The 22,375-nt window shown below is 67.0% G+C and carries 24 protein-coding genes and 1 pseudogene; 12 read left to right on the forward strand and 13 right to left on the reverse strand.

Going from position 1 to position 22,375, the window contains the following annotated elements; all coding sequences use genetic code 11:
* Window positions 1-378 precede the first annotated feature (378 nt).
* Complete coding sequence (locus tag ACYQ6W_RS18370) at window positions 379-1,344, reverse strand: NAD-dependent epimerase/dehydratase family protein (protein WP_459677348.1); 966 nt, start codon at window positions 1,342-1,344, stop codon at window positions 379-381.
* A gap of 91 nt (window positions 1,345-1,435) precedes the next feature.
* The gene (locus ACYQ6W_RS18375; RefSeq protein WP_459677350.1) at window positions 1,436-2,221 is read right to left on the reverse strand and encodes a 3-hydroxybutyrate dehydrogenase; all 786 of its coding nucleotides are present in this window, start codon (window positions 2,219-2,221) and stop codon (window positions 1,436-1,438) included.
* Window positions 2,222-2,316: 95 nt separating this feature from the next.
* On the opposite strand from ACYQ6W_RS18375, the gene ACYQ6W_RS18380 reads away from it, so the two are divergent.
* From ACYQ6W_RS18380 to ACYQ6W_RS18400, 5 genes are all read left to right on the forward strand, one after another.
* Window positions 2,317-3,444 carry a patatin-like phospholipase family protein gene (locus tag ACYQ6W_RS18380; RefSeq protein ID WP_459677352.1) on the forward strand — a complete coding sequence of 376 codons (1,128 nt, stop codon included), beginning with the start codon at window positions 2,317-2,319 and terminating at the stop codon, window positions 3,442-3,444.
* Window positions 3,445-3,526: 82 nt separating this feature from the next.
* Window positions 3,527-5,497, forward strand: coding sequence for a DNA topoisomerase IV subunit B (parE, locus tag ACYQ6W_RS18385; RefSeq protein WP_459677354.1), 1,971 nt, complete (start codon window positions 3,527-3,529; stop codon window positions 5,495-5,497).
* Window positions 5,498-5,523: 26 nt separating this feature from the next.
* Window positions 5,524-6,393: a glyoxalase gene (locus tag ACYQ6W_RS18390; RefSeq protein WP_459677356.1), complete on the forward strand. Its 870-nt coding sequence runs from the start codon at window positions 5,524-5,526 to the stop codon at window positions 6,391-6,393.
* A gap of 25 nt (window positions 6,394-6,418) precedes the next feature.
* Window positions 6,419-6,760 carry a type II toxin-antitoxin system Phd/YefM family antitoxin gene (locus ACYQ6W_RS18395; RefSeq protein ID WP_459677358.1) on the forward strand — a complete coding sequence of 114 codons (342 nt, stop codon included), beginning with the start codon at window positions 6,419-6,421 and terminating at the stop codon, window positions 6,758-6,760.
* Window positions 6,757-7,182, forward strand: a complete 426-nt coding sequence (locus tag ACYQ6W_RS18400) for a type II toxin-antitoxin system VapC family toxin (protein WP_459677359.1) — start codon at window positions 6,757-6,759, stop codon at window positions 7,180-7,182. Before ACYQ6W_RS18395 ends, ACYQ6W_RS18400 begins: the two co-directional genes overlap by 4 nt.
* On the opposite strand, the pseudogene ACYQ6W_RS18405 reads toward ACYQ6W_RS18400, so the two are convergent.
* The 6 genes and pseudogenes from ACYQ6W_RS18405 to ACYQ6W_RS18430 all read right to left on the reverse strand — a co-directional run bounded on the left by ACYQ6W_RS18405 (window position 7,150) and on the right by ACYQ6W_RS18430 (window position 11,154).
* Window positions 7,150-7,682, reverse strand: a pseudogene (locus tag ACYQ6W_RS18405) (L-2-amino-thiazoline-4-carboxylic acid hydrolase). The gene ACYQ6W_RS18400 and the pseudogene ACYQ6W_RS18405 overlap by 33 nt on opposite strands.
* 18 nt (window positions 7,683-7,700) lie before the next feature.
* Complete coding sequence (locus ACYQ6W_RS18410) at window positions 7,701-8,060, reverse strand: hypothetical protein (protein ID WP_459677361.1); 360 nt, start codon at window positions 8,058-8,060, stop codon at window positions 7,701-7,703.
* 20 nt (window positions 8,061-8,080) lie between these two features.
* On the reverse strand, window positions 8,081-8,650 hold the full coding sequence (locus ACYQ6W_RS18415) for a HutD/Ves family protein (RefSeq protein WP_459677363.1): 570 nt from the start codon (window positions 8,648-8,650) through the stop codon (window positions 8,081-8,083).
* Window positions 8,647-10,020, reverse strand: a complete 1,374-nt coding sequence (locus ACYQ6W_RS18420) for a formimidoylglutamate deiminase (RefSeq protein ID WP_459677365.1) — start codon at window positions 10,018-10,020, stop codon at window positions 8,647-8,649. The genes ACYQ6W_RS18415 and ACYQ6W_RS18420 overlap by 4 nt, the downstream gene beginning before the upstream one ends.
* Before the next feature lie 194 nt (window positions 10,021-10,214).
* Window positions 10,215-10,562, reverse strand: a complete 348-nt coding sequence (locus ACYQ6W_RS18425; protein WP_459677367.1) for a cupin domain-containing protein — start codon at window positions 10,560-10,562, stop codon at window positions 10,215-10,217.
* Window positions 10,563-10,614: 52 nt separating this feature from the next.
* Window positions 10,615-11,154, reverse strand: coding sequence for a TetR/AcrR family transcriptional regulator (locus ACYQ6W_RS18430; protein WP_459677369.1), 540 nt, complete (start codon window positions 11,152-11,154; stop codon window positions 10,615-10,617).
* A gap of 57 nt (window positions 11,155-11,211) precedes the next feature.
* On the opposite strand from ACYQ6W_RS18430, the gene ACYQ6W_RS18435 reads away from it, so the two are divergent.
* The 6 genes from ACYQ6W_RS18435 (at window position 11,212) to ACYQ6W_RS18460 (ending at window position 16,458) form a co-directional block, all read left to right on the forward strand.
* Window positions 11,212-11,703: a monooxygenase family protein gene (locus ACYQ6W_RS18435; protein WP_459677370.1), complete on the forward strand. Its 492-nt coding sequence runs from the start codon at window positions 11,212-11,214 to the stop codon at window positions 11,701-11,703.
* A gap of 302 nt (window positions 11,704-12,005) precedes the next feature.
* A complete protein-coding gene (locus ACYQ6W_RS18440; RefSeq protein ID WP_459677372.1) occupies window positions 12,006-12,746 on the forward strand; it encodes an ATP-binding cassette domain-containing protein in 741 nt (246 codons plus the stop codon).
* A gap of 66 nt (window positions 12,747-12,812) precedes the next feature.
* A complete protein-coding gene (locus tag ACYQ6W_RS18445) occupies window positions 12,813-13,829 on the forward strand; it encodes an ABC transporter permease (protein WP_459677374.1) in 1,017 nt (338 codons plus the stop codon).
* A gap of 32 nt (window positions 13,830-13,861) precedes the next feature.
* Window positions 13,862-14,827, forward strand: a complete 966-nt coding sequence (locus ACYQ6W_RS18450; RefSeq protein ID WP_459677376.1) for a sugar-binding protein — start codon at window positions 13,862-13,864, stop codon at window positions 14,825-14,827.
* 147 nt (window positions 14,828-14,974) lie between these two features.
* The gene (locus tag ACYQ6W_RS18455) at window positions 14,975-15,238 is read left to right on the forward strand and encodes a DksA/TraR family C4-type zinc finger protein (protein WP_459677378.1); all 264 of its coding nucleotides are present in this window, start codon (window positions 14,975-14,977) and stop codon (window positions 15,236-15,238) included.
* A 251-nt stretch (window positions 15,239-15,489) separates the two neighbouring features.
* Window positions 15,490-16,458, forward strand: a complete 969-nt coding sequence (locus ACYQ6W_RS18460; RefSeq protein WP_459677380.1) for a glycosyltransferase family 8 protein — start codon at window positions 15,490-15,492, stop codon at window positions 16,456-16,458.
* A gap of 66 nt (window positions 16,459-16,524) precedes the next feature.
* On the opposite strand, the gene hutU is transcribed toward ACYQ6W_RS18460, so the two are convergent.
* The 5 genes from hutU to ACYQ6W_RS18485 all read right to left on the reverse strand — a co-directional run bounded on the left by hutU (window position 16,525) and on the right by ACYQ6W_RS18485 (window position 21,731).
* Entirely contained in the window at window positions 16,525-18,192 is a 1,668-nt protein-coding gene (gene hutU / locus ACYQ6W_RS18465) for a urocanate hydratase (protein WP_459677382.1), read from the reverse strand.
* Window positions 18,189-19,730, reverse strand: a complete 1,542-nt coding sequence (gene hutH, locus ACYQ6W_RS18470; protein WP_459677383.1) for a histidine ammonia-lyase — start codon at window positions 19,728-19,730, stop codon at window positions 18,189-18,191. The genes hutU and hutH overlap by 4 nt, the downstream gene beginning before the upstream one ends.
* A gap of 64 nt (window positions 19,731-19,794) precedes the next feature.
* On the reverse strand, window positions 19,795-20,484 hold the full coding sequence (locus ACYQ6W_RS18475) for a UTRA domain-containing protein (RefSeq protein WP_459677385.1): 690 nt from the start codon (window positions 20,482-20,484) through the stop codon (window positions 19,795-19,797).
* Window positions 20,481-21,254 (reverse strand): 3-oxoacyl-ACP reductase FabG, encoded by a 774-nt coding sequence (fabG, locus tag ACYQ6W_RS18480; RefSeq protein ID WP_459677386.1) that lies wholly within the window; start codon window positions 21,252-21,254, stop codon window positions 20,481-20,483. The genes ACYQ6W_RS18475 and fabG overlap by 4 nt, the downstream gene beginning before the upstream one ends.
* Before the next feature lie 81 nt (window positions 21,255-21,335).
* Window positions 21,336-21,731, reverse strand: a complete 396-nt coding sequence (locus ACYQ6W_RS18485) for a baeRF12 domain-containing protein (RefSeq protein WP_459677388.1) — start codon at window positions 21,729-21,731, stop codon at window positions 21,336-21,338.
* Window positions 21,732-21,870: 139 nt separating this feature from the next.
* Between ACYQ6W_RS18485 and ACYQ6W_RS18490 the strand changes: the two genes are divergently transcribed.
* Window positions 21,871-22,344 carry a cupin domain-containing protein gene (locus tag ACYQ6W_RS18490; RefSeq protein ID WP_459677390.1) on the forward strand — a complete coding sequence of 158 codons (474 nt, stop codon included), beginning with the start codon at window positions 21,871-21,873 and terminating at the stop codon, window positions 22,342-22,344.
* The last annotated feature ends 31 nt before the right edge of the window (window positions 22,345-22,375 follow it).

The raw sequence follows: 22,375 nt of genomic DNA on the forward strand, positions 1-22,375 counted from the left end.
ACCCTAAGGCGCCACCAACATATCCCTTCCATCCAGATATAATTTTCAAAGAACAAACCCGACCACGCCCCAGTTCCCCAGAACGCCTCAGGCTTCAAACCCTGTCGAAGGAGGACGAAGCTTCTATCAGGTCCGAAACCCTCAAGCAACCCCGCACCCCGTCGGTGAACCGGCTTCTAGACCCACCAACCCACACCGTCAACCACCAAATTTCAACCCGATGACAGCGGTTCGACGTCCACACTGTTCAATGAAATCAAAAGATTGACCTAGAGAGACCGCCAATTCCCATCATACGACCGGGATTTTTCCCAGCCGCATGCAGCCCATGCACATTTGCGATAGCTTCAGGGGAAGCCATGCGGAAGGCGCAGAAACCTAGCCGTTCCAGCCCTTGAACCAGTCGATGAAGCGCGGAATCCCCACGTCCAACGGCGTGGTCGGCGTGAAGCCGGTCAGCGCATGGATCGCCGAAATATCAGCGAAGGTGTCGGTCACATCCGCCGCCGGCCGCGGCCGGTCCTCGATCACCGCGCGCGTCCCGAGGCCTTCCTCGAGCAAAGCGACCAGCTTGCTCACGCTTTCGCTGCGGTTGTTGCCGATGTTCAGCACCCGCGGCGCATCGCCCGGCGGCGGCCGGTCCAGCACGCCCACGATCCCGGCCACGATGTCGTCCACATAGGTGAAGTCGCGCCGCAGACGCCCGCCGTCATAGACGGTGATCGGCTGCCCCGCCTGGATCGCCCGGGCGAAGGAGAAATAGGCCATGTCCGGCCGCCCCCAGGGTCCGTAGACGGTGAAGAAGCGCAAGCCGGTCTGCGGCAGGCCGTAGAGATGGCTATAGGAATGGCTCATCAGCTCGTCCGCCCGCTTGGTCGCGCCATAGAGCGAGACCGGCAGATCCACCCGATCCTCCTCGGCGAAGGGCATCTTCGTATTCCCGCCATAAACGGAGGAGGAGCTGGCATAGACGAAATGCTTGAGGCCGGCGCGATGCCGCGCCGCTTCCAGCATCACGACATGGCCCATGAGATTGGCGGTAACATAGGCGTAAGGGTCGATCATCGAGAAGCGCACGCCCGCTTGCGCCGCGAGATGGACGATGCGGTCGATGCCGGGTTCGGCCGCCATCAATCCCTCCACCGCCACGCGAGCGGCGATGCTGAGCTTCTGAAAGCGAAAGCCCGGCCGCCCCTCAAGCCGCGCCAGCCGCGCCTCCTTCAGCGCCGGGTCGTAATACGCGTTGATCTCGTCAACGCCGAGGACCTCTTCCCCGCGCGCCAGCAGCGCCTCACAGAGGTGGTAGCCGATGAAGCCGGCGGCGCCGGTGACGAGAACAGTCATGGGTCGAAACTCCTGGCCGGAAGGGGCGCCGCATGCACGACCCCTCGTCTTTAGGAAAAGGTTACGGCCGTTTTGTGAAGCCCCTGCGGCGCTATTGCGCGACCCACCCGCCGTCGATGGAGAGCGGCGCGCCGGTGATGGTGGCCGCCCCCTCCGAGCAGAGGAAGACGGCGAGCGCGCCGATCTGCGCCGGGGTGGTGAACTGCTGCAGGGGCTGCTTCTCGCTCACCAGGGCAATCTTCTCCTGCTCGAAGCTGGTGCCGTTCTTCTCCGCCCGGTCGTGCAACTGTTTCTCCACCAGCGGCGTCAGCACCCAGCCGGGGCAGATGGCGTTACAGGTGACGCCGCTATTGGCGAGTTCGATGCACGCTACCTTGGTAAGCCCGACGATCCCGTGCTTGGCCGCGACATAGGCCGCCTTCTGACCGCTCGCGACCAGGCCATGGGCAGAGGCGATGTTGATGATGCGCCCCCAGCCGCGGGCCTTCATGCCGGGTGCCGCTGCCTTGATGCCGTGAAAGGCCGAGGAGAGATTAATCGCGATGATCGCGTCCCATTTGTCCTCGGGGAAATCGACGATCTCGGCGACGAACTGGATACCGGCATTGTTGACCAGGATATCAACGTGGCCGAAGGCGGCCTCGGCCTCCGCCACCATCTGGCGCACGCCTGCAGCGGTGCTCAGATCCGCCCCCGAATAGCCCGCCTTGATCCCGAAATCGGCTTCCAGCGCCAGACGCTCGCGCTCGATCTCCTCCACCTTGCCGAAGCCGTTGAGCATGATACCGGCGCCGGCCTCGGCCATCGCCCGGGCGATGCCGAGGCCTATTCCGCTGGTCGATCCCGTGACCAGCGCCACTTTCCCTGCCAGGCTCATGCCGCGCGTCCTTTCCTGTCGATGCGCGGGAAAGCTTGAACAGGGCGCGGCCCCTGTCCAGTGATGTTTGCAGCTGTCCGATCGGGAGAGACTTCATGGATGCAACACCCCCTGCCCCATCCTCGCGCCCCCAGCGCACCGCCCTCATCCTGCAAGGCGGCGGGGCCCTCGGCGCCTATCAGGGCGGCGTCTTCCAGGCCATGGACGAGGCCGGATACAGGCCCGACTGGATCTGCGGCGTCTCCATCGGCGCCATCAACTCGGCAATTCTCGCGGGCAACGCCCCCGGCGACCGGCTGCGCAAGCTGCGCGCCTTCTGGGAGACGATCACGCCTGAGCGGCTGGCCCTGCCCCTGCCGCAGGGGGACATGCCGCGCGCCTGGGCGAATACCGCCGCCGCCATGGGCGCGGCGCTCCTCGGCCAGCCCGGCTTCTTCGAACCCGCATGGCCCGGCCCCTTTCTCAGCCTGCCCGGCGCACCCCAGGCCACCGCCTTTTACGACACCATGCCGCTCGAAAAGACGCTGCGGGACTTCGTGGATTTCGAACGGCTGAACGGCGGCGAGACGCGCTGCGCCGTCGGCGCCGTCAACGTCGCCACCGGCAACTTCACCTACTTCGACAATCGGCACATGCGGCTCGGCCCAGAGCACATCATGGCGAGCGGCGCCCTGCCGCCCGGCTTCCCCATGATCCGCATCGGCACGGAGCATTACTGGGACGGCGCGCTGGTCTCGAACACGCCGCTCGCCCATCTCCTGATGAACATCGAAAGCTGCAGCGCGCTCGTCTTCCAGGTCGATCTCTTCAGCGCCCGCGGGCCGGTGCCGCGCACGCTGCGCGAAGTGGGCCTGCGGCAGAAAGAGATCGCCTATTCCAGCCGCACCCGCCTGTTGACGGACGTCTTCCAGCGGGAATTCGCGCTCAAAAACCGGCTGCGCACGGTGCTGGACCGGATGCCGGAGGATCGCCTGACGGAGGAAGACCGTGCCGAACGCGCGCGGCTGCACGACCTGCCGCGCCTCTCCATCCTCGAACTCATCTATGAACACGCCCCCTATGAGGGCGAGTCGCGGGATTACGACTTCAGCCGCCGCTCGATGGAGGATCACTGGGCGCGAGGCTACGCGCAGACCTGCCAGACCCTGGCGCAGGCGGACTGGCTGAAAATGCCGGAGGAGGCCGGGCTCGTCAGCCGCGACATCGACCGCGACCTGGGCTGAAGGCGGTCTTACTCCGCCCTCACCGCTCTTGCTCCGGCACGGCGCTCCCTTCTATCTTCCCCCGCATGCACGGGAACAAGACATGAACGATCTCTTCGGCGCCGGCGCGGCCGAGGCCGCCTATTCGGCCAAGGACATCGAGGTTCTCGAAGGGCTGGAACCCGTCCGTCGCCGGCCGGGCATGTATATCGGCGGCACGGACGAGAACGCCTTCCACCATCTCGCGGCCGAAATCCTCGACAATTCGATGGACGAGTCGGTGGCCGGCCATGCGAGCTTCATCGAGATGACGCTCGCCCCCGGCAATGTGCTGACCATCCGGGACAATGGGCGTGGCATCCCGGTCGATCCGCACCCGAAGTTCCGCGACAAGAGCGCGCTCGAGGTCATCCTCACCACGCTGCATTCCGGCGGCAAATTCGCCGGCAAGGCCTATGCGACCTCCGGCGGCCTGCACGGCGTCGGCAGCTCCGTCGTGAACGCGCTCTCCGATCTCTTCGAGGTCGAGGTCGCCCGCGAGAAGCGGCTGTGGAAGCAGTCCTATGTCCAAGGCAAGCCGACGACGACGCTGATCGACGGCGGCGCCGTGCACAACCGCCGCGGCACCACCGTGCGCTTCCGCCCCGATCCCGCGATCTTCGGCCCGAGCCTCACCTTCAGCCCGGCGCGGCTCTACAAGCTGTGCCGCTCCAAGGCCTATCTCTTCCGCGGCGTGGAAATCCGCTGGAGCTGCGATCCCTCCCTCATCCCCGCCGGCTCCGACGTGCCAAGCGAGGCGGTACTGCACTTCCCGGGCGGCCTGCAGGACAGTCTGGAGGAGGAGATCGGCGACGCGACGCGCGTGCTGCCGACGCCCTGGTCGGGCGAGGCTGCCTTCCCCAACGAGGCGGGGCGGGTCGAATGGTCCGCGCTCTGGGTGGAAGGCGGCGGCGGCTTCCTGCACAGCTACTGCAACACCGTGCCGACGCCGCTCGGCGGCACGCATGAGGCGGGGCTGCGCTCCGCCTTGCTGAAAGGCTTACGCGCCTGGGGCGAGCATCGCGGCAACAAGCGCGCGGCGCAGCTCACCGCCGAAGACGTTCTGACGCCCATTGCCGCGAAACTCTCGGTCTTCATCCGCGAGCCGCAATTCCAGGGTCAGACCAAGGAGAAACTGACCAATCCAGATGCGACGCGCCTGGTGGAAGCTGCGCTGCGCGACCGCTTCGATCATTTCCTGGCCGGCGACCCGACCTCGGCCGACAACCTCCTCGCCTTCGCCATCGAACGCGCCGAAGAGCGCATCCGCAGGCGTGAGGAGAAGGACACGCCGCGTAAATCCGCGACGCGCCGCCTGCGCCTGCCCGGCAAGCTGACCGACTGCACGCGGGAGAATGCGGCCGAGACGGAAATCTTCCTCGTCGAAGGCGACAGCGCCGGCGGCTCGGCGAAACAGGCGCGCAACCGTGAAACCCAGGCCGTGCTGCCGCTGCGCGGCAAGATCCTCAACGTCGCCTCCGCCTCCGCCGACAAGCTGCGGCAGAACCAGGAGTTGAAGGACCTCATCGAGGCCATCGGTACCGGCGTCGGGGACAAGTTCGACATCCGCCGCCTGCGCTACGGCCGCATCATCATCATGACGGATGCCGATGTGGACGGCGCGCATATCGCGAGCCTGCTGATGACCTTCTTCTACCGCGAACTGCCGGAGCTAGTGCGCCAAGGCCATATCTACCTCGCCCAGCCGCCGCTCTATCGGCTGACACAGGGCGCGAAATCGGTCTACGCCATGAACGATCAGGAGAAGGACCGGCTGGCCAAATCCGCCTTCAAAGGCAACGGCAAGGTCGAGGTCAGCCGCTTCAAGGGCTTGGGCGAAATGCCGCCGGCAACGCTCAAGGAGACCACGATGGACCCGAAGAAGCGGACGCTCATCAAGGTGATGGCGCCGCCGGAATCCCGCGCCGAGACCAATACGATGGTGGAAAGCCTGATGGGCCGCAGGCCAGAACTGCGCTTTCAATTCATCCAGGAACGCGCCCGTAGCGTGACGGACGCGGATCTCGACGTCTGACCCTCCTCTCTCGTGAAGGAATGACGATGCGCGGTGCCATCCTCTCCGCCCTGCTACTGGCGGCCGGCATCGCCCGGCCGGCCCTCGCTGCCCCGGCCGTCGCGGTCGGGCCGGACTACGACACCACGCATGTGTATGTGGCCCCGGCCGCGGTGGATGCCTTCGTCCATAGCTTCACGACGACCTTCGGCGGCCACTCGACGCCGCAGGCGCTCGTCACCGTCACGCCGACACCGAGCCAGACCTCGTCCCAGCTGCTGATCACGCCTTATGGGCTCGTCTCGCTCTTCAGCTTCCGCACGCCCGTCCCCTATCCCTTCGGTGCAGAGCGGACGGGCTATCTGGTGCGCGACATGGATGCGGCGGTTGCCGCCGCCCGAACTGCCGGGGCCGATGTCATCGTCGCCCCCTTCCGGGACGCGATCGGCCGGGATGCGATCATCGCCTGGCCGGGCGGTGTCACCATGCAGCTCTATTGGCACTTCAAGGCCTCCATCAACCCGCCTCTGGCGGTGGTGCCGGAGAACCGCCTCTACGTCTCGCCGGATGCGGCCGATGCCTTCGTCAAGGATTTCCTCAGTTTCGCGGGCGGGCGTGTGGTTTCGGATGAAGCCGCGGCACCGGGTGCTGCCCTCAGCCGCGACGCGCCTTTCCGGCGCATCCGGCTCGAGACCGGCTTCGGGCCCCTGCTCCTGATGGTCACGAACGGGCAACTGCCCTTCCCCTACGGCCGCGAAACGACGGGTTATGGCGTGCCGGATCTGGCGGCCACGCTGGCCCGCGCCACGGCGAGCGGTGCCACCCTGCTAATCCCGCCGCATGCGGACGGCACCCGCTCCTCCGCCATGGTCGCCTTCCCGGGCGGCTACATCGCCGAAATCCACAGCGCGCCTTGAGGCCATCCTTAGGGCGAAGGAGCCAATGACCCGGCCTCCGGAGAAATCCTTTCCGGTGAAAGTCCGGTCCCCTGATGGTATAAGGGACCACTGCGATGGTCAGGAGCATGATGTGGACGGAGACCAGAACAAGGTAAGCCTCGCCACCGCCAAGGCCCATCTCAGCGCCTTGATTGAGCGTGCTGCAGCGGGAGAGCCCGTCACGATCACCCGTCGCGGTGAGGCTGTGGCTCAGCTTACGGCGGTTGGACGGCAACGGCAGCCCGTCTCCCTTGCTGCCTTGCGCGCGGTGACGGCGGGCATGCCGCCACAAATTGAACCGGCTGACGCTTTCGTTCGTCGCATGCGCGGCAACGACCGTTATTGACCCTCTATCTCGATACCTCGCTCCTCGTGGCGGCGCTGGTATCCGAGGCTGCGACGGATCGCGTCCAATTGTGGCTGGCCGATCAGGATCCGGCCAGCTTGGCAGTCAGCGACTGGGTCACCACTGAATTTTCTTCCGCCTTGTCCATCAAGCTGCGAACCGGGCAATTGCAGCTTACCCATCGCGCCGAAGCTCTGTCTCTGTTCCGGCAATTAGCCAGAGACAGCTTCGCGATCATTCCCATCTCTCGGCGACACTTCGAGCTTGCAGCCGAATTCGCCAACCAATCCGATCTTGGTCTTCGTGCCGGAGACGCCTTGCATCTCGCGATATGCGTGGACCAAGGCGCAACCCTCTGCACCTTGGACAAGCCGCTAAGCGCCGCCTGCTCAGCCGTCGGCCTTCGGACCCTGCTGCTCTGACGGCGGCTCCATCCGGTAGCGGAAGTCGCAATGGCTGGCGCCCTGCATCAGCGTCTGGGTGCGGGTGAGCTTCAGATCCGGGTGGTAGCCTTCGCAGAAGGCGGCATCTCGGTTGCAGGACAGCAGATGCCGATGGCGCCGAGGCCCATGGCCCGATAGGTCTCGGCATAGCGGCAGCGGCGGACGTTGTAGTGAAACTCGGTCTCCGTCGCCCGCAGCACCTCGATCTCGAGCGCGTCGTCCTGCGTCCAGAGATGCTGCAACGCCTGGAAGGTCTTGAGGCTGGTACCGCCGGGCGTGCGCGCCGCGAAATCTTCGGCTGCGGCGATGGCGGCGCGGCGGATGGCACGGTCGAGAATGCCCTGCGCTGCCGCCTCGCCGATGGTCGCGACCATTTCGGCGTAGAGAGGTGCGATCACCCCCGCTTCGATGCGGCGGCGGGCCAGGATGCCGAGATCGTCCGACACTGTCTGAGGGGTCTCGCTCGCCGTCTCAGCCATTTCCACGCTCCTCGAAGATCAGCGGCAGGGAGGCGGCGTGCCGCCCGCGCAGGTCGTCTCCATCCCGCCCGGCAGAACGTAGCGGCCATCGGCGCGGATGCCTGGCGCCGGTTTGGGCTTTGGCTTCGCGTAATGATGGTAGCTCTTGCGCGTCGTGCCGTGGTGCTTCGTGCTGGAATGGGTGGTGCCATGCGCGCTGTGCGTCTTGCCACCATGGCTCGTGCCCGCATGCGTCGTCGTGGAATGCTTCGAGGTCGAACCATGCGCTTTGGACGTGGTCTTGCCCGCCGCGTGCGAGGAACCGTGGTGATAGGTCTTGTGCTGGGATGCGGCGTCAGCGCCACCGGCAAGGCCCCCCGCCATCAGGGTGGTGGCCATCAGAAGACGAAAGATCCGCATCACGCCGTCAGCCGCTCCAGTTTCGCCCAGATCGCCCGTCCCTGCTCGATCACGCCCAGCATGCCGCCCTCCGCTACCGCCGCATCGCCCGCGGCCAGGGTGATCCGTTTCATGTCGTCTCGCACAGTCACCGCCTCCAGCGCATAGAGAAGGGCAAGGTCGCCCTGGCGAAGGTGGATATCTGCCTCCACCCGCCCCGGCACCAGCCGAGCCGCCCGCCGGTCGACCATGACGTTGAGGTCCCGCGTGGGCCCATCGACCAGCTTGCAGTCCACCGCTGCCTCGCCGGGAAACTCGATATCCTCCAGAGGTCCCAGCCGTCGAGGGGGCGCGCCCGCGAAAGTCAGATCAATCCCGGTGCCGCTGAGCAAGGTCAGCCGCCGGTCGATGCTGGGAAAGGCGGAAAAAGGGCCGTCCTGCGCGATCTCGGCCAAGCTGAAGCGCCAATGCCAGTCCGCCGCCGGGCCGCCTGGAAAGAGGCCACGGGCAATCTCCCAGGTCGTGCCGCCGCCGTTGCGCCAGGCCATGGGCTGGAAGCCGGCGGCCGGGACGATGCGCCAGCCGCTCACGCAGCGATCCGGCGGAGCGCCGCGGTGAAGGCATTCCGCGCGGCTTCCTCACGCGGGTGGAAGCCGCCGCGCACCCGCCAGATGCCGCCCACCATCACGTCCCGCACCGGCAGGGCCGCGCCGGTGAAGATCGCCGAATCGAGAATGTCGTCGGCCTCGGCATCCGGCTGGCCGAAGCGCGCGCGGTCCAGCACCACCAGATCGGCCCGGAAGCCTTCAGCGATGACGCCGATCGGTTGGCCCAACGCGGCCGCGCCACCGGCGACCACCGACCGGAACAGGCTGGCGCCCACCGATCCCGCCTCGTCTTCCGCCAGGGACAGGCAGCGCCGGCCATGCACCAGACGCTGGCCGTATTCCAGCAGCCGCATCTCCTCCCAGGGGTTGAGGGTGACGTTGCTGTCCGAGCCAATGCCGAAACGCCCGCCCGAGGTCATGAACTCCGGCAGCGGAAAGACGCCGTCGCCGAGATTGGCCTCGGTGATCGGGCATAGGCCGGCGACCGCGCCGCTCGCCGCGATATCGGCGATCTCGTCCGGCACGACATGGGTTGCGTGGATGAGGCACCAGGAGGGGCCGACCGGCGCCTCTGCCATCAGCAGCTCCACCGGCCGCGCGCCGGTCGCGGCCAGGCAGTCCTCCACCTCCCGCTCCTGCTCGGCGACGTGGATGTGGATCGTCGTGTCTTCCGGCAGGGCGGAGGCGATGTGGCGCACCACCTCCACCGGCACGGCCCGCAGCGAATGCGGCGCGATGCCGGCGCGCAGGCTGGTCGTGTCCCGCCCATGCCAGCGCAGGCTTTCGAGGATGCGGATCAGCCGCTCTTCATCCATGGCGAAACGCCGCTGCGCCGGTTCCAGCGCCGCATCGTCGAACCCGGCGCGCATGTAGAGCACGGGCAGAACGGTCAGGCTGATGCCCGTTTCGGCCGCCGACTGCATGAGGCGGACGGACATTTCGGCCGGGTCGTCATAGGGCGTGCCGTCCGGCGCGTTGTGCAGATAGTGGAACTCGCCGACGCTGGTGTAGCCCGCCTTCAGCATCTCGATGAAGAGGTGGGCGGAGATCGCTGAAAGATCCTCCGGCCCCACGCCATGCGCGGCGCGATACATGGTCTCACGCCAGGTCCAGAAACTGTCGGCCGGGTCGCGGCGCTTTTCAGCCAGGCCCGCCATGGCGCGCTGGAAGGCATGGGAATGGACATTGGCGATGCCCGGCACCACGGGGCCGGCCAGCCGCTCCACCCGATCGCCCGCGATCTCGGCATTCGGGGTGACGGCGCCGATGGTGCCGTCCTCGGCGATGTCGATACGGACGTCTTCGGCCCAGCCCGAGGGCAGCAGGGCGGCGGGGGCAAGCAGGCTGGGCATGGGCAATCTCCCTGGGGCGCGCGGCGCGATGCTTGTTCCTAGAAGATTCGCCCGCGCCACGCACGGGGGCGCGGCGCCGCAAACGCCCTCCAAGCCGAGGGTTAAGCGAGTTTAATCTCAGCGCCGTTGCTCAGGGCCTGAACCGGAAGGTGAAGCGGCGCGGTGTGCCTAGGAGCGGCGAAGCCCTGCGCGCCTCACACCTCGCGAATGACCCACAGCTTGTGCATCGGCGCCCGCACCTCCCAGGTGCCCTTGAAGCCCGGTTCGATCACGAAGGAATCGCCGGGGCCGGCCGTGATGGTTGTTCCGTCATCGCCGGTGACGATGCACTGTCCGGACAGCACGCGGACATATTCCCATTCCGTATAGGCGATGCGCCAGCAGCCGACCGTCGCCTCCCACTCCCCCGCATACTGCTTCGTCGCCGCATCCTCATACAGCACCTGGGTGCGCGTCTCGGGTGCGCCGGAGACGATCTTGTCGGCGGCGACGGGCTCCCACGGCGCATCGGCGGTGGCGGCAAGCTTGGTGATCAGGGGCATGGCGGAACCTCGGATGGAACTCTCCCGCTTGTATCCGCGGCCGAGCCTGCCGTCACCGGGCAAGCCCCGCGACGAAGAGCGTGAGGACGGCGCGGGCATGAGCCTCGTCGCGCGGCAGCCGCCCGTCGAGCATGAGGGTCGCCATGCCATGGACGATGGACCAGGCCGCGGTGGTGGCGGCCAGGGCCTCGGCCGGCGGCGCCAGCCGTGCGACGCGCCGGGCCAGCACGCCATAGGCCGTGTCGTCCGTCGCCTTGGGCGCATAGGTCTCGGTGACAGGGGAGGAGAACATGAGCCGGAAGAGCGCCGGGTTCTCGAAAGCGAAACGGAGATAGCCGAGGCCCTGGCGGATCAGCGCCTCGCCATCCGTCTCGGCGGCATCGGCCGAGCGCAGCAGGTCCTGAAGGTGCGCGAAGCCCTGCTGCTTCACCGCATGCAGCAGCGCCGCCTTGTCGGCGAAGTGGCGGTAGGGGGCCATGGCGGAGACCCCGGCGGCGCGGGCGACGGCGCGCAGCGTCACCTCCTCGCCCGCTTCGGCCAGCATACGCATGGCCTCCTCCACCAGGCGGGCATGAAGATCGGTCTTCGTCATTTCTGTTTACATCGTAAGCATTTGCGTCTATGTTTACGATGTAAATGGAGAACACCGATGACGCAATCCCGCCGCACCGTCGACCTCTCGCCCTACCCCGACCTCGTGATGATCTTGCTCGGCTTTCGTCTGCGCGGCCCGCGGGCGATCGGCACCTTCTTCCACCTCAGCCGCGGCTTCACGGAGATCGCCCGCCATCCGCCCGAAGGGCTGCTCGCCTCCGAGAACTTTCTCTTCGGATGGAACCATCTCGGCATCCGCCAATACTGGCGGGACATGGAATCCCTCACCCACTTCACCCGCAGCAGCCCGCATGCCGGCTGGTGGGGCCGCTATGCCAAGGATCATGGCGGCGCCGGCTTCTGGCACGAGGTCTACTGCGCGCGCGGTGGGGTGGAGGCGCTCTACCTCGGCATGCCGGAGGAAGGCTTCGGCCTCGGCCGCTTCGCACCGGCAGCCGCGCCGCACGGCCCGCTCAAATCGAGTGCGGGGCGCATCGCGGCCGACCGGACGCAGCGCGCCGAACGGCTGGACGTTCCAGCGGTGTGACGACAAAACCGTTTTTTGGCCGTTACGTCGTGCGGGCGTAGCGGCGCGTTGATCGCGCACTAGTTTTACGTTTCACCGCAAATGTTCAGCGTTTTGGCACCCTCCCCCGCGTTGCCTTGACGAACATCACGGAAACGTGAACATAGCCTTACCGGCCCGTATTGAACGCTGCCGGACGCTAGAGTACAGCGGAAGTCAATAATCAGAGCAATTGGGAGGGTGACCTTGCCGAACCAGGCATATGCGAGGGCAGCACGGCCGGCCGCAGGCGGGCACATGCGCAGCGGCGGGGCAAAGGCACGATGAGCCTCCTGCAGCTGTCGAACATCGGCAAGTCGTATGGCGCCGTCCAGGCGCTGAGCCATGTCAATTTTACCGTCGCCCCGGGTGAGATCGTCGGTCTCATGGGCGACAATGGCGCCGGCAAGTCGACCCTCGTGAAGATCATCGCCGGCGTCTTCCCGCCGAGCGAAGGCACCATCCATTTCGCTGACCAGCCGGTGCACTTCCATGCCCCCGTCGATGCGCGCAACGTCGGCATCGAAGTGGTCCATCAGGATCTCGCGCTCGCCGACAATCTTTCAGCCGCCGCCAATATCTTTCTCGGCCGCGAAGTGCATCGCAGCATCGGCCCCTTCCGCTTTCTCGACCATGCGGCGATGGAAAAGCGCTCGGCCGAACTCTTCCGCGAGTTGAAGAGCGAAACCCGCCCGGCCGAACTGGTGCGCCGCATGTCGGGTGGCCAGCGCCAAGCCGTCGCCATCGCGCGCACCCGCCTCGCGGATGCCAAGCTCATCCTGATGGACGAGCCGACGGCCGCGATCAGCGTGCGGCAGATCGCCGAAGTGCTCGCCCTCATCGGGCGTCTGCGCGACCAGGGCATTGCCGTCATCCTCATCAGCCACCGCATGCCGGACGTGTTCGAGATTTGCGATCGCGTCGTCGTCATGCGCCGTGGCCGCGTCGTCGCGAACAAGTCCATCGCCTCCACCTCTCCGCAGGAAGTGACGGGCCTCATCACCGGCGCCGTGGAGATGGCCTGACGATGCCGCGCCCCTGCCTCTTTTTGCTGAACCCGTCAGCCCGTCCTTCGGAAGGTTCCGCCTGTCATGAGTGACTTTGCCAACGTCACGCGCGTGCCCTGGCATTCGCGCGGATTCCTGGCGAGCCAGACCGCCTATGTCAGCCTCGCGCTCGCTCTTCTCATTCTCATCATCGCCCTGATTGCGCCGGCCTTCCTGACCTTCGGCAACCTCTCGAACGTTCTGACGAACTTCTCCTACGTCGGCATCGTGTCGCTGGGCTCGACGCTCGTCATCATCACCGCCGGCATCGACCTGTCGGTGGGCTCCACCATGGGCCTGTCGGCAATCGTCACCGCCCTGCTCTTCCAGGCGCTCGGCACCACCGGCCTTGCCCATGTGCCCGGCGCGGTCATGGCAGTCTCCGTCATCGGCGGCATGATCATCGGCGGCTTCATTGGCCTGATCAACGGCCTGCTCATCGCGCGCGTCGGCCTCACGCCCTTCGTCACCACGCTCGGCATGCTCAGCATCGTGCGCGGCCTCTGCTACGCCATCACGGCGGGCCAGGGCGTCAACATCAACGGTGCGGACAGCGATCTTTTCTTCCGGCTGACGGATGGCACGGTGCTCGGCCTGCCCGTGCCGCTGATCTATCTCGTCCTGCTCGCGCTTCTGATGTCCTTGATGCTGCATCACACGGCGCGCGGCCGCCACGTCTTCGCGATCGGCGGCAACGAGCGGGCAGCAGCATTGACCGGCGTGCCGGTGATGCCGATCAAGGTCGGTGTCTACGTCATCTCGGGGCTGACGGCCGCTTTCGCCGGCATTCTCATCGCCGGCTGGCTGGGCTCGGTACCGGCCAATCTCGCGGACGGCTACGAACTCCGCATCATCGCCGCCTCGGTCATCGGCGGCGCCAACCTTCTCGGCGGTGTCGGCGGCCCGCTCGGCGCGATCGTCGGCTCGGCACTGATCGAGGTCATCCGCAACGGCCTCGTTCTCGCTCACGTCAACACCTATTGGCAAGGCACCTTCGTCGGCGCGATCATCATCGCCGCCGTCTTCGTCGACCGCCTGAGAAGCCGACGCCTCGGCCAATAATTCTGTCGTAATAATAAACGGGGAATACCAAGATGAAGACATGGCTCTGCTCCACGGCTCTTTGCGCCGCCGTGGCCCTTTCCGGCGTGGCGTTCTCCGGCATTGCGCCGGCGCACGCCGCCGACAAGACCTACAACTTCGCGATCGTGCCGAAGTCGCTGAACAACCCGTATTTCGACCTGTCGCGGGATGGGTGCATGGCCGAGGCCAAGAAGCTCGGCAACGTGAAGTGCACCTATATCGGCCCGGTCAACCAGGATGCGGCGGCTGAAGTGCAGACGATCCAGGATCTGATCACCCGCGGCATCGACGGCATCGCGATCTCGGTCGCCGACGCCGGCTCCGTCCAGCGCGTCATCGCGCAGGGCCGCGCTGCGGGCATTCCGATCATCACCTTCGACGCCGATGCGCCGAACTCCAAGCGCCAGGCCTATGTCGGCACCAACAACCTGCAGCTCGGCCAGTATCTCGCCGAGCAGCTGATCAAGGCGCACCCGACGGCCGGCACCTACGCGATGATCTCGGGCGGCCCGGCGGCGGAAAACCTCAACGAGCGCCTCAAGGGCGTGCGTGAGGTTCTGAGCAAGGCCGGCTGGAAGGAAATCAGCGGCTCGCCCACCTTCTGCAATGACGACAGCGCGCTCGGCATTCAGCAGATGGCGGACCTGATCACCGGCAACCCGAACCTCTCGGCGATCGTCGCGGTCGGCGGTTGGCCGCTCTTCACCGAAAACGCCTATGACGCCTTCTACACCAAGCACAAGGACGCCATCGACAGCGGCAAGCTGACGATCGTCTCGGCCGACACGCTGCCGGCCGAACTCAACCTGCTGAAGAAGGGCGAAGTCGCGGCCCTCGTCGGGCAGCAGCCCTACGCCATGGGCGCCAAGGCGATGGACATCCTGCTGCAGCTGAAGCAGGGCAAGACCGTCGATCCGATCCAGTATGTCGGCCTCGACGTCGTGACCAAGGACAATGTCGACCAGTTCATGAAGTAAGCCGGACGCACCGGCTGCATCGCGCCGCCCCGGGGGAAACCCCGTGGGCGGCGTTTTCGTTCTGGGAGGACGGCAGGCGCCGCTCTGGAAATCTGGCTGTCCCCCACCCTATCTTCTTCATCGAACACAAGAGCGGGAGGCGGTGCCATGGCCACCGGCTGGGCCCCGGACGGGGCGGTGCAGGAGCAGATCGACGACACGGTGACGGATGCGGTGGCACGCGCTCGCGCCCGGATGCCGCGCGGTGAGAGCGAACCCTTCTGCGCCGAATGCGGCGAGCCCATCCCTGAGGCGCGGCGCCGCGCGGTGCCTGGCGTGCGGCTCTGCATCGACTGCCAGCAGGAGCTGGACCGCAAGCCCGTCCCAGGCGGCATGAACCGCCGGGCGAGCAAGGACAGCCTACTGAAGTAATCCGCCTACCTCTTCTGGCGGAACCCCGGGGCGTAATGCTGAAGCCCCGCCCTCGGCAGGATGCCCGATCGGCTCACTGTCGGGACGAGGGGCGCTTCCGCTAGCCTCCTCCTCAAGGCTTCCTATCAGAAAGTCGCGGACCAGACCTGCACGCCCCGGCGATCGGCCGGACGGTGGCAAGCCCGGTGCGCGGCGCGTTGTGTCAGGTGAACCCGCGGCCCCGCTGCCGGGCCAGGATGAAAGACAGCATCATGAGCGTTTGCTTCGCCTATGTGACCGACGAACGAGGCTACGACCTCGCGACCCTGTCGGCGCTGTCGTTGGGCCTCTCGCAGCCCCGGCCCTGCCATATCCGCATCTTCTGCCATAAGTTCATGCCGAAGCCGGGTGGCCGCTTCCAGCGCGCGGCGCAGCGTCTCGGCATCGTCCTGTCCTTCGCGCCCATCGAAGATGCGGCGGCCGAACAGCACCAAACCCACGGCCACGTGACGACGCCAACGCTGCTCAAGCTCCGCGCCGTCGAAAATCTCGTGAGCACGTATGACCGTGTCGTCTTCCTCGACAACGACGTCCTGGTCTTCGAGGATTTGAAGATCGGGGCGATCGACTTCGGCCGCCACCCGATTGCCGCCGTCGCCGACATGGACCTGTCGGAGACCGGCGTGCTGCGCCATGCGGACCCGAGTGAGCCCGCGCATGTCGGCCAGTATTTCAACGCCGGGTTCATGATTTTCGACAAGGCGAACTGGCGGCATGCCTTCCTCGGCGCCTACGAGGCGGCGCTCGACGCCCACGACCATGGCTGCACCTACAAGATCGACTGCACCTCGATCGATCAATGTGCGCTCAACACGGTGTTCGAGGAGAATTGGCTGGAACTGCCGGCGCGCTACAACATGCAGGCGGGCGCCAAGTTCACCCCGAGCTGGAAGACCGCCTCGGTCCGCCACTACTGCGGGCCGCGCAAATACGTGCCGCTGTCGCTCTTCCGCAGCGATCTGCGGGACGTGCGCTACCTCAACACCATCCATCGCCTGCTGGGGCGGCCGACGTCGCGCTTCGGGCTCGTGTACGAAGGCTTCAATGCCCTCAACCGCCTGCGCAAGCACCGCAGCGACCAGCCGATCCGCACCTTGCTGCAGACGCTGGACGAGCGGCTCCACGCCAGACGGGCGGTGCCGCAGGCGCGCCGCGCCCGGGTCCCGGCCATCGCCTCCTGAGGCGGTCGGCCCGGATGGGGTGAGGCGGCGCCCCCGCAGGCGGCCGCCTCACCCGACCTTTTCTCTTCAGCCGAGAATGCCGGGCAGATCGAGCCCCTTTTCGCGCGCGCAGTCGATGGCGATCTCGTAGCCCGCATCGGCGTGGCGCATCACCCCGGTTGCCGGGTCATTCCACAGCACGCGCTTGAGGCGCCGCGCCGCATCCTCGGTGCCGTCGGCGACGATCACCACGCCGGAATGCTGCGAGAAGCCCATGCCCACGCCGCCGCCGTGATGCAGAGACACCCAGGTCGCGCCTGAGGCGGTGTTGAGGAGAGCGTTCAGCAGCGGCCAGTCGGAGACGGCGTCCGAGCCATCCTTCATGGCCTCCGTCTCGCGGTTCGGGCTCGCGACCGAGCCCGAATCGAGATGGTCGCGCCCGATGACGACCGGCGCCTTCAGCTCGCCCTTCGCCACCATCTCGTTGAAGGCGAGGCCGAGGCGATGCCGGTCCCCCAGGCCCACCCAGCAGATGCGCGCAGGCAGGCCCTGGAAGGCGATGCGTTCGCGCGCCATGTCCAGCCAGTTGTGGAGATGCGCGTTGTCCGGCAGTAGTTCCTTCACCTTCTGGTCGGTCTTGTAGATGTCCTCGGGGTCACCAGAGAGCGCCGCCCAGCGGAAGGGGCCGATGCCGCGGCAGAAGAGCGGGCGGATATAGGCCGGCACGAAGCCCGGAAAGTCGAAGGCGTCGGCCACGCCCTCGTCCTTCGCCACCTGGCGGATGTTGTTGCCGTAGTCGAGGACGGGAATGCCCATTTTCCAGAAGTCGAGCATCGCGCGCACATGGGCGGCCATGCTGGCGCGGGAGGCCGCGATCACCGCCTGCGGGTCACGCTCGCGGCGCTCCTCCCATTCCGCGACCGTCCAGCCCATCGGCAGATAGCCGTTCAGCGGATCATGCGCGGAGGTTTGATCGGTCACCGCATCGGGCTTGACGCCGCGGCGCACGAGTTCCGCGAATACCTCGGCGGCATTGCCGAGCAGCCCGACCGAGACCGGCTTGCCCGTGGTCTTGGCGCGTTCGATGATCTCCAGCGCCTCGTCCAGCGTCTTGGCCTGGCAATCGAGGTAGCGGGTGCGCAGCCGCATGTCGATGCGCGTCGCCTGGCATTCCACGGCAAGGCAGGAGAAGCCGGCCATCACGGCGGCCAGCGGCTGCGCGCCGCCCATGCCGCCCAGGCCGCCCGTCAGAATCCAGCGGCCCTTGGCATCGCCATCGTAGTGCTGGCGGGCGACTTCCACGAAGGTTTCGTAGGTGCCCTGCACGATGCCCTGCGTGCCGATATAGATCCAGGAGCCCGCCGTCATCTGGCCGTACATCATGAGCCCTTTGCGGTCGAGCTCATGGAAATGCTGCCAGTTCGCCCAGTGGGGCACCAGGTTTGAGTTGGCAATCAGAACGCGCGGCGCGTCTTTGTGCGTCTGGAACACGCCGACGGGCTTCCCCGACTGCACGAGCAGCGTCTGGTCTTCGTCCAGCGTGCGGAGGGCGGCGACGATGCGGTCGAAGCTCTCCCAGTCGCGCGCGGCGCGACCGATACCGCCATAAACGACCAGCTCTTCCGGCCGCTCGGCGACGCCGGCATCGAGGTTGTTCATGAGCATGCGCAAAGGCGCTTCGGTGAGCCAGGATTTGGCGGAAAGCTCCGTGCCCTGCGGCGCCTGGATCTTGCGGGAATTGTCGAGGCGGGTCATGCGGCGATCTCCAGCGAAGGAAGAACGAAGGCGGCTGCGTCAATCACGGCGCCCGAGCGGATCAGCGCGGTCGCTGCCTCCATGTCGGGCGCGAAATGGCGGTCCTCCTCCAGCATCGGCACCGACGCACGCAGCAGCGCGCGCACCGCTTCCAACGGCTGGCTGGAGGGCATCGGCGCATGGAAGTCACAGCCCTGGGCCGAGGCCAGCAGCTCGATGCCGAGGATGTGGGCGAGGTTCGCCGCCATGCCCGTCAGGCGGCGCGCGCCATGGGCGGCCATGGAGACGTGGTCTTCCTGATTGGCCGATGTCGGGATGCTGTCCACGCTCGCCGGATGCGCCATCTGCTTGTTTTCGGAGACGAGGGCGGCCGCCGTCACCTGCGGGATCATGAAGCCCGAGTTGAGGCCGGGGCGCGGGGTCAGGAAGGCCGGCAGGCCGGACAGCGCCGGGTCGATCAGCATGGCGAGCCGGCGTTCGGCGATGGAGCCGATCTCGCACAGCGCCATGGCGATCATGTCGGCGGCGAAGGCCACGGGCTCGGCGTGGAAATTGCCGCCCGACAGCACTTCCCCCTCTTCCGCGAAGACCAGCGGATTGTCGGAGACGCCATTGGCCTCGGTGCCCAGCGTCACTGCCGCCTGGCGCAACAGGTCCAGCGCGGCCCCCATCACCTGGGGCTGGCAGCGCAGGCAGTACGGGTCCTGCACCCGCTCGTCCCCTTCGACATGGGAGGCGCGGATGACGCTGCCGGCCATCAGGCCGCGCAGCGCGTCGGCGACGTCGATCTGCCCCTTGTGGCGGCGCAGCCGATGAATGCGGGGGTCGAAGGGCGTGTCCGATCCTTTCGCCGCATCGGTGGAGAGCGCACCGGTGACGAGCGCCGATTGCAGCAGGCGCTCGGCCTCGAACAGCCCGGCCAGGGCATAGGCGGTGGAGAACTGCGTGCCGTTGAGCAGCGCCAGACCCTCCTTCGGGCCGAGGGTGACGGGGGCGAGGCCCGCTTGCGCCAGTGCCGCCTCGGCCGGCATCCGCACGCCCCGGTAGACGATCTCGCCGACGCCGATCATCGTCGCCGTCATGTGCGACAGCGGGGCGAGATCGCCCGAGGCGCCGACCGAACCCTGCGCCGGCACGACGGGCACCAGATCCTGCGCCAGCATCGCTTCGAGCAGCGCGACCGTCGCCGGCCGCACGCCGGAGGCGCCTTGCGCCAGGCTCGCGAGCTTCAGCGCCATCATCAGCCGGGCGACGGGTGCCGGCATCGGCTCACCCACGCCGGCGGCATGGGACAGGACGATGTTGCGTTGGAGCTTTTCGAGGTCCGCCGTGTCGATGCGGATGCTGGCCAGCCGGCCGAAGCCGGTATTGATGCCGTAGATCGGCTCGCCCTTTTCGAGAATCTTTTCGACGGCCTCGGCACTCGCGGCGATTGCCGCCGCCGCGCCGGGATCGAGGGCGAGACCCGCCGTCCCTTCCCGATAGATGCGGCGCCAATCGGCGAGCGGTACCGCTCCAGGCTGCAAAACCAGTGTCATGGGCCTGCCCTCGATCTGAATATGTCTAGACATATACGATCCATTCCCTCGACCTGTCGAGAGCTTAAACGACGGTGGGCACGGCCTCCCGGCTGTGGCCGAAGCGGCTCGTGAACCGATGGCGGTCGGCCGGATAGGTCAGCCGCACCTCGGTGATCAAATCGCCGCCCCGCCAGGTCCGGCGGTCGAGCGTCAGGCAGGGCGCGCCGCGGGCGATGCCGAGATGACGGGCGAGGATCGCATCGGCCGCGCGTGCACCGATGACGTGCTCGGCCTCGCTCCAGGCGACGTGCCGCAGCAGCCAGGTCCCAGGCGGAACGGCGGCGAAATCGGCCGCCTCCGCCTCCGGCACGGCGCCGAGGGCGATGCGCCGCTCTTCCAGCGCCAGGGGGTCTCCCTCGCGCTCGTGCAGCGTCGTCAGCAGCAGCATGGGCCCCGCCGCCGAGGGTTCCACCGCCCGGCGCAGCAGCCGATGACGGTAGCTGAGGCCGAGGCGCGCCGATTCCTCGGCGAGGTCCGCGATCTCCATCACCGCGCGTTCGCCGGCCGGCGCCGCCACCACGGTGCCCGCCCGGCGGCGGCGGGTGACGAGGCCTGCGGCCGCCATCGCAGCGATCGCCTTGTTCACCGTCATGCGGGCACAGCCGTAGTCCGCCATCAGGGCATGCTCGGCCGGAATCGGGTGGCCGGGCTTCCATTCCCCCGAGAGGATGCGCGCCTCCAGATCGGCGCGGATGCGGTCCGAGAGGTTCAATCGAGCGCGCCCAGGGATTCCGGCAGCACCTGGCCACCGTCGATCACCAGGGTCTGTCCGGTCACGTAGCCGGCTTCCTCCGTCGCGAAAAAGAGCGCCGCATTGGCGATGTCTTCCACCGAGCCCAGGCGCTTGAGGGGAATGGAGGCGGCCATCTCCGCCATATAGGTCTCGCCCATGGCGATCAGCCCTTCGGTCGCGATATTGCCGGGGAGAACGGCGTTGATGGTGATGCCTTTCGCCGCCAGTTCGATCGCCGCGGTGCGCACGAAGCCGAGTTGGCCCGCCTTGCTCGCCCCGTAATGCGACCAGCCTGGAAAGCCGGTGATCGGCCCGGTGATGGAGGAGGTGACGATGATGCGCCCCCGGCCCGTGCGGCTCAGCGCCGGCAGACAGGCCTGCACCGACAGGAAGGTGCTGCGCAGATTGCTGCCCATCACCCCATCGAACTCGGCGACCGTCATCTCCTCCAACCGGGCGGAGGGGAAGATGCCGGCATTGGCGCAAAGGATGTCGATGCCGCCGAAATGATCATGGGCTGCCGCCGCCATGGCGCGCGCACCCTCTTCGGTGGCGAGGTCAGCCGACACCGAGACGGCACGGCCTCCGGTGACGGCGATGTCCTCGGCAACGAGCTTGGCGGCATGCGCATCGCGCCCGACGACGACCACGTGGCAGCCGGCCTCGGCGAAGCGCTTGGCCATGCCACGGCCGATGCCCTTGCTGCCTCCCGTTACCACGGCAACCCGGCCGGCGAGCGATGCGAACATGCCTCTTCCCTTCATTCCGCTGATGAGGCCGCATCATCCCGACAGCAGGGCGCCGCCGTCAATGTGCCGATGTGAAACGGCTCAGAGCAGCGGCGCGCGATGCACCGGGCGCACCCATTCATGCAGATGCGGCCACAGTGCCTGATCCGGCACCTGGGCGAGGTCCTTCTCCACCCCGCCCACGATCTTGGCGGCAGCCTGCTGGGACAGGCGATGGCGGATGGCGTTCATGCTGTCCGCAGGTGCCACCAGAACGAGATCGTCATACAGCGCCACCTCCTCGTTCAGCTGTGCCGCGACCAGAGCCGGGAGTTTCGCCTTGTCCCGCTCATGCGCGTCATGCGCGGCTCCGGGGTGACCCGCCTCGGGCCGCACCCGGCTGAAGGAATGGAGCGTGTTATCTTCCTGCGTCGGCCGCACGAAGCGAACGCGTTCGCCGTCGGCAATGACGAAGAGCAGCCTGCGATGGAGAGCCATGACCCGAGCCTTTGTCTGGACGATCGTCCCAGGCTGGAGGGCGATGGCCGGTCCCGCATTGATCGGCGTCAAAGCTACAGGGGGTGGCCGGCCGCCCGCCGGCGGCTTAGCCTGCGCCTTCCTCAACGGGAGATCGATCATGACGGCTGAGACCCCTGCCCTGCCTGCCGCCGACGCCCCGCCGCGCACCAAACCCAGCAACTATCCCGAGCCCTTCGCCGCCCTCATGGCGGGGCGCGTCAAGCGGCCGCTCGGCGATCTCTTCGGCCTGAAGACCTTCGGCGTGAACCTCACCCGCCTCGCCCCCGGCAGCCTCTCGGCCCTGCACCACAGCCACTCGCATCAGGACGAATTCATCTACGTTCTGGAAGGACACCCGGTGCTCGTCACCGATGCGGGCGAGACGGAACTCGCCCCCGGCATGGTCGCGGGCTTTCCGGCCGGTGGCACAGCGCATCATCTCGAAAACCGCTCCGCGGCCGATTGTGTCATCCTCGAATTCGGCGATCGCACCATGGGCGACGAGGTGTCCTACCCGGCCGACGATCTCGCGACCGTTGCAGATCCGAACGGCAAGCGGGTTTTCGTTCACAAGGACGGGACGCCCTACTGACGCGGGCGAAACTGCCTATCTCCAAGGTCTC

The sequence above is a fragment of the Acidisoma sp. 7E03 genome (genome assembly GCF_054665075.1).

Coding starts and splice junctions, on each gene's coding strand:
- ACYQ6W_RS18370 (WP_459677348.1), bottom strand. CDS start 1,344: ATGACTGTTCTCGTCACCGGCGCCGCCGGCTTCATCGGCTACCACCTC.
- ACYQ6W_RS18375 (WP_459677350.1), bottom strand. CDS start 2,221: ATGAGCCTGGCAGGGAAAGTGGCGCTGGTCACGGGATCGACCAGCGGA.
- ACYQ6W_RS18380 (WP_459677352.1), top strand. CDS start 2,317: ATGGATGCAACACCCCCTGCCCCATCCTCGCGCCCCCAGCGCACCGCC.
- parE (WP_459677354.1), top strand. CDS start 3,527: ATGAACGATCTCTTCGGCGCCGGCGCGGCCGAGGCCGCCTATTCGGCC.
- ACYQ6W_RS18390 (WP_459677356.1), top strand. CDS start 5,524: ATGCGCGGTGCCATCCTCTCCGCCCTGCTACTGGCGGCCGGCATCGCC.
- ACYQ6W_RS18395 (WP_459677358.1), top strand. CDS start 6,419: ATGACCCGGCCTCCGGAGAAATCCTTTCCGGTGAAAGTCCGGTCCCCT.
- ACYQ6W_RS18410 (WP_459677361.1), bottom strand. CDS start 8,060: ATGGCCACCACCCTGATGGCGGGGGGCCTTGCCGGTGGCGCTGACGCC.
- ACYQ6W_RS18420 (WP_459677365.1), bottom strand. CDS start 10,020: ATGCCCAGCCTGCTTGCCCCCGCCGCCCTGCTGCCCTCGGGCTGGGCC.
- ACYQ6W_RS18425 (WP_459677367.1), bottom strand. CDS start 10,562: ATGCCCCTGATCACCAAGCTTGCCGCCACCGCCGATGCGCCGTGGGAG.
- ACYQ6W_RS18430 (WP_459677369.1), bottom strand. CDS start 11,154: ATGACGAAGACCGATCTTCATGCCCGCCTGGTGGAGGAGGCCATGCGT.
- ACYQ6W_RS18435 (WP_459677370.1), top strand. CDS start 11,212: ATGACGCAATCCCGCCGCACCGTCGACCTCTCGCCCTACCCCGACCTC.
- ACYQ6W_RS18440 (WP_459677372.1), top strand. CDS start 12,006: ATGAGCCTCCTGCAGCTGTCGAACATCGGCAAGTCGTATGGCGCCGTC.
- ACYQ6W_RS18445 (WP_459677374.1), top strand. CDS start 12,813: ATGAGTGACTTTGCCAACGTCACGCGCGTGCCCTGGCATTCGCGCGGA.
- ACYQ6W_RS18450 (WP_459677376.1), top strand. CDS start 13,862: ATGAAGACATGGCTCTGCTCCACGGCTCTTTGCGCCGCCGTGGCCCTT.
- ACYQ6W_RS18455 (WP_459677378.1), top strand. CDS start 14,975: ATGGCCACCGGCTGGGCCCCGGACGGGGCGGTGCAGGAGCAGATCGAC.
- ACYQ6W_RS18460 (WP_459677380.1), top strand. CDS start 15,490: ATGAGCGTTTGCTTCGCCTATGTGACCGACGAACGAGGCTACGACCTC.
- hutU (WP_459677382.1), bottom strand. CDS start 18,192: ATGACCCGCCTCGACAATTCCCGCAAGATCCAGGCGCCGCAGGGCACG.
- hutH (WP_459677383.1), bottom strand. CDS start 19,730: ATGACACTGGTTTTGCAGCCTGGAGCGGTACCGCTCGCCGATTGGCGC.
- fabG (WP_459677386.1), bottom strand. CDS start 21,254: ATGTTCGCATCGCTCGCCGGCCGGGTTGCCGTGGTAACGGGAGGCAGC.
- ACYQ6W_RS18485 (WP_459677388.1), bottom strand. CDS start 21,731: ATGGCTCTCCATCGCAGGCTGCTCTTCGTCATTGCCGACGGCGAACGC.
- ACYQ6W_RS18490 (WP_459677390.1), top strand. CDS start 21,871: ATGACGGCTGAGACCCCTGCCCTGCCTGCCGCCGACGCCCCGCCGCGC.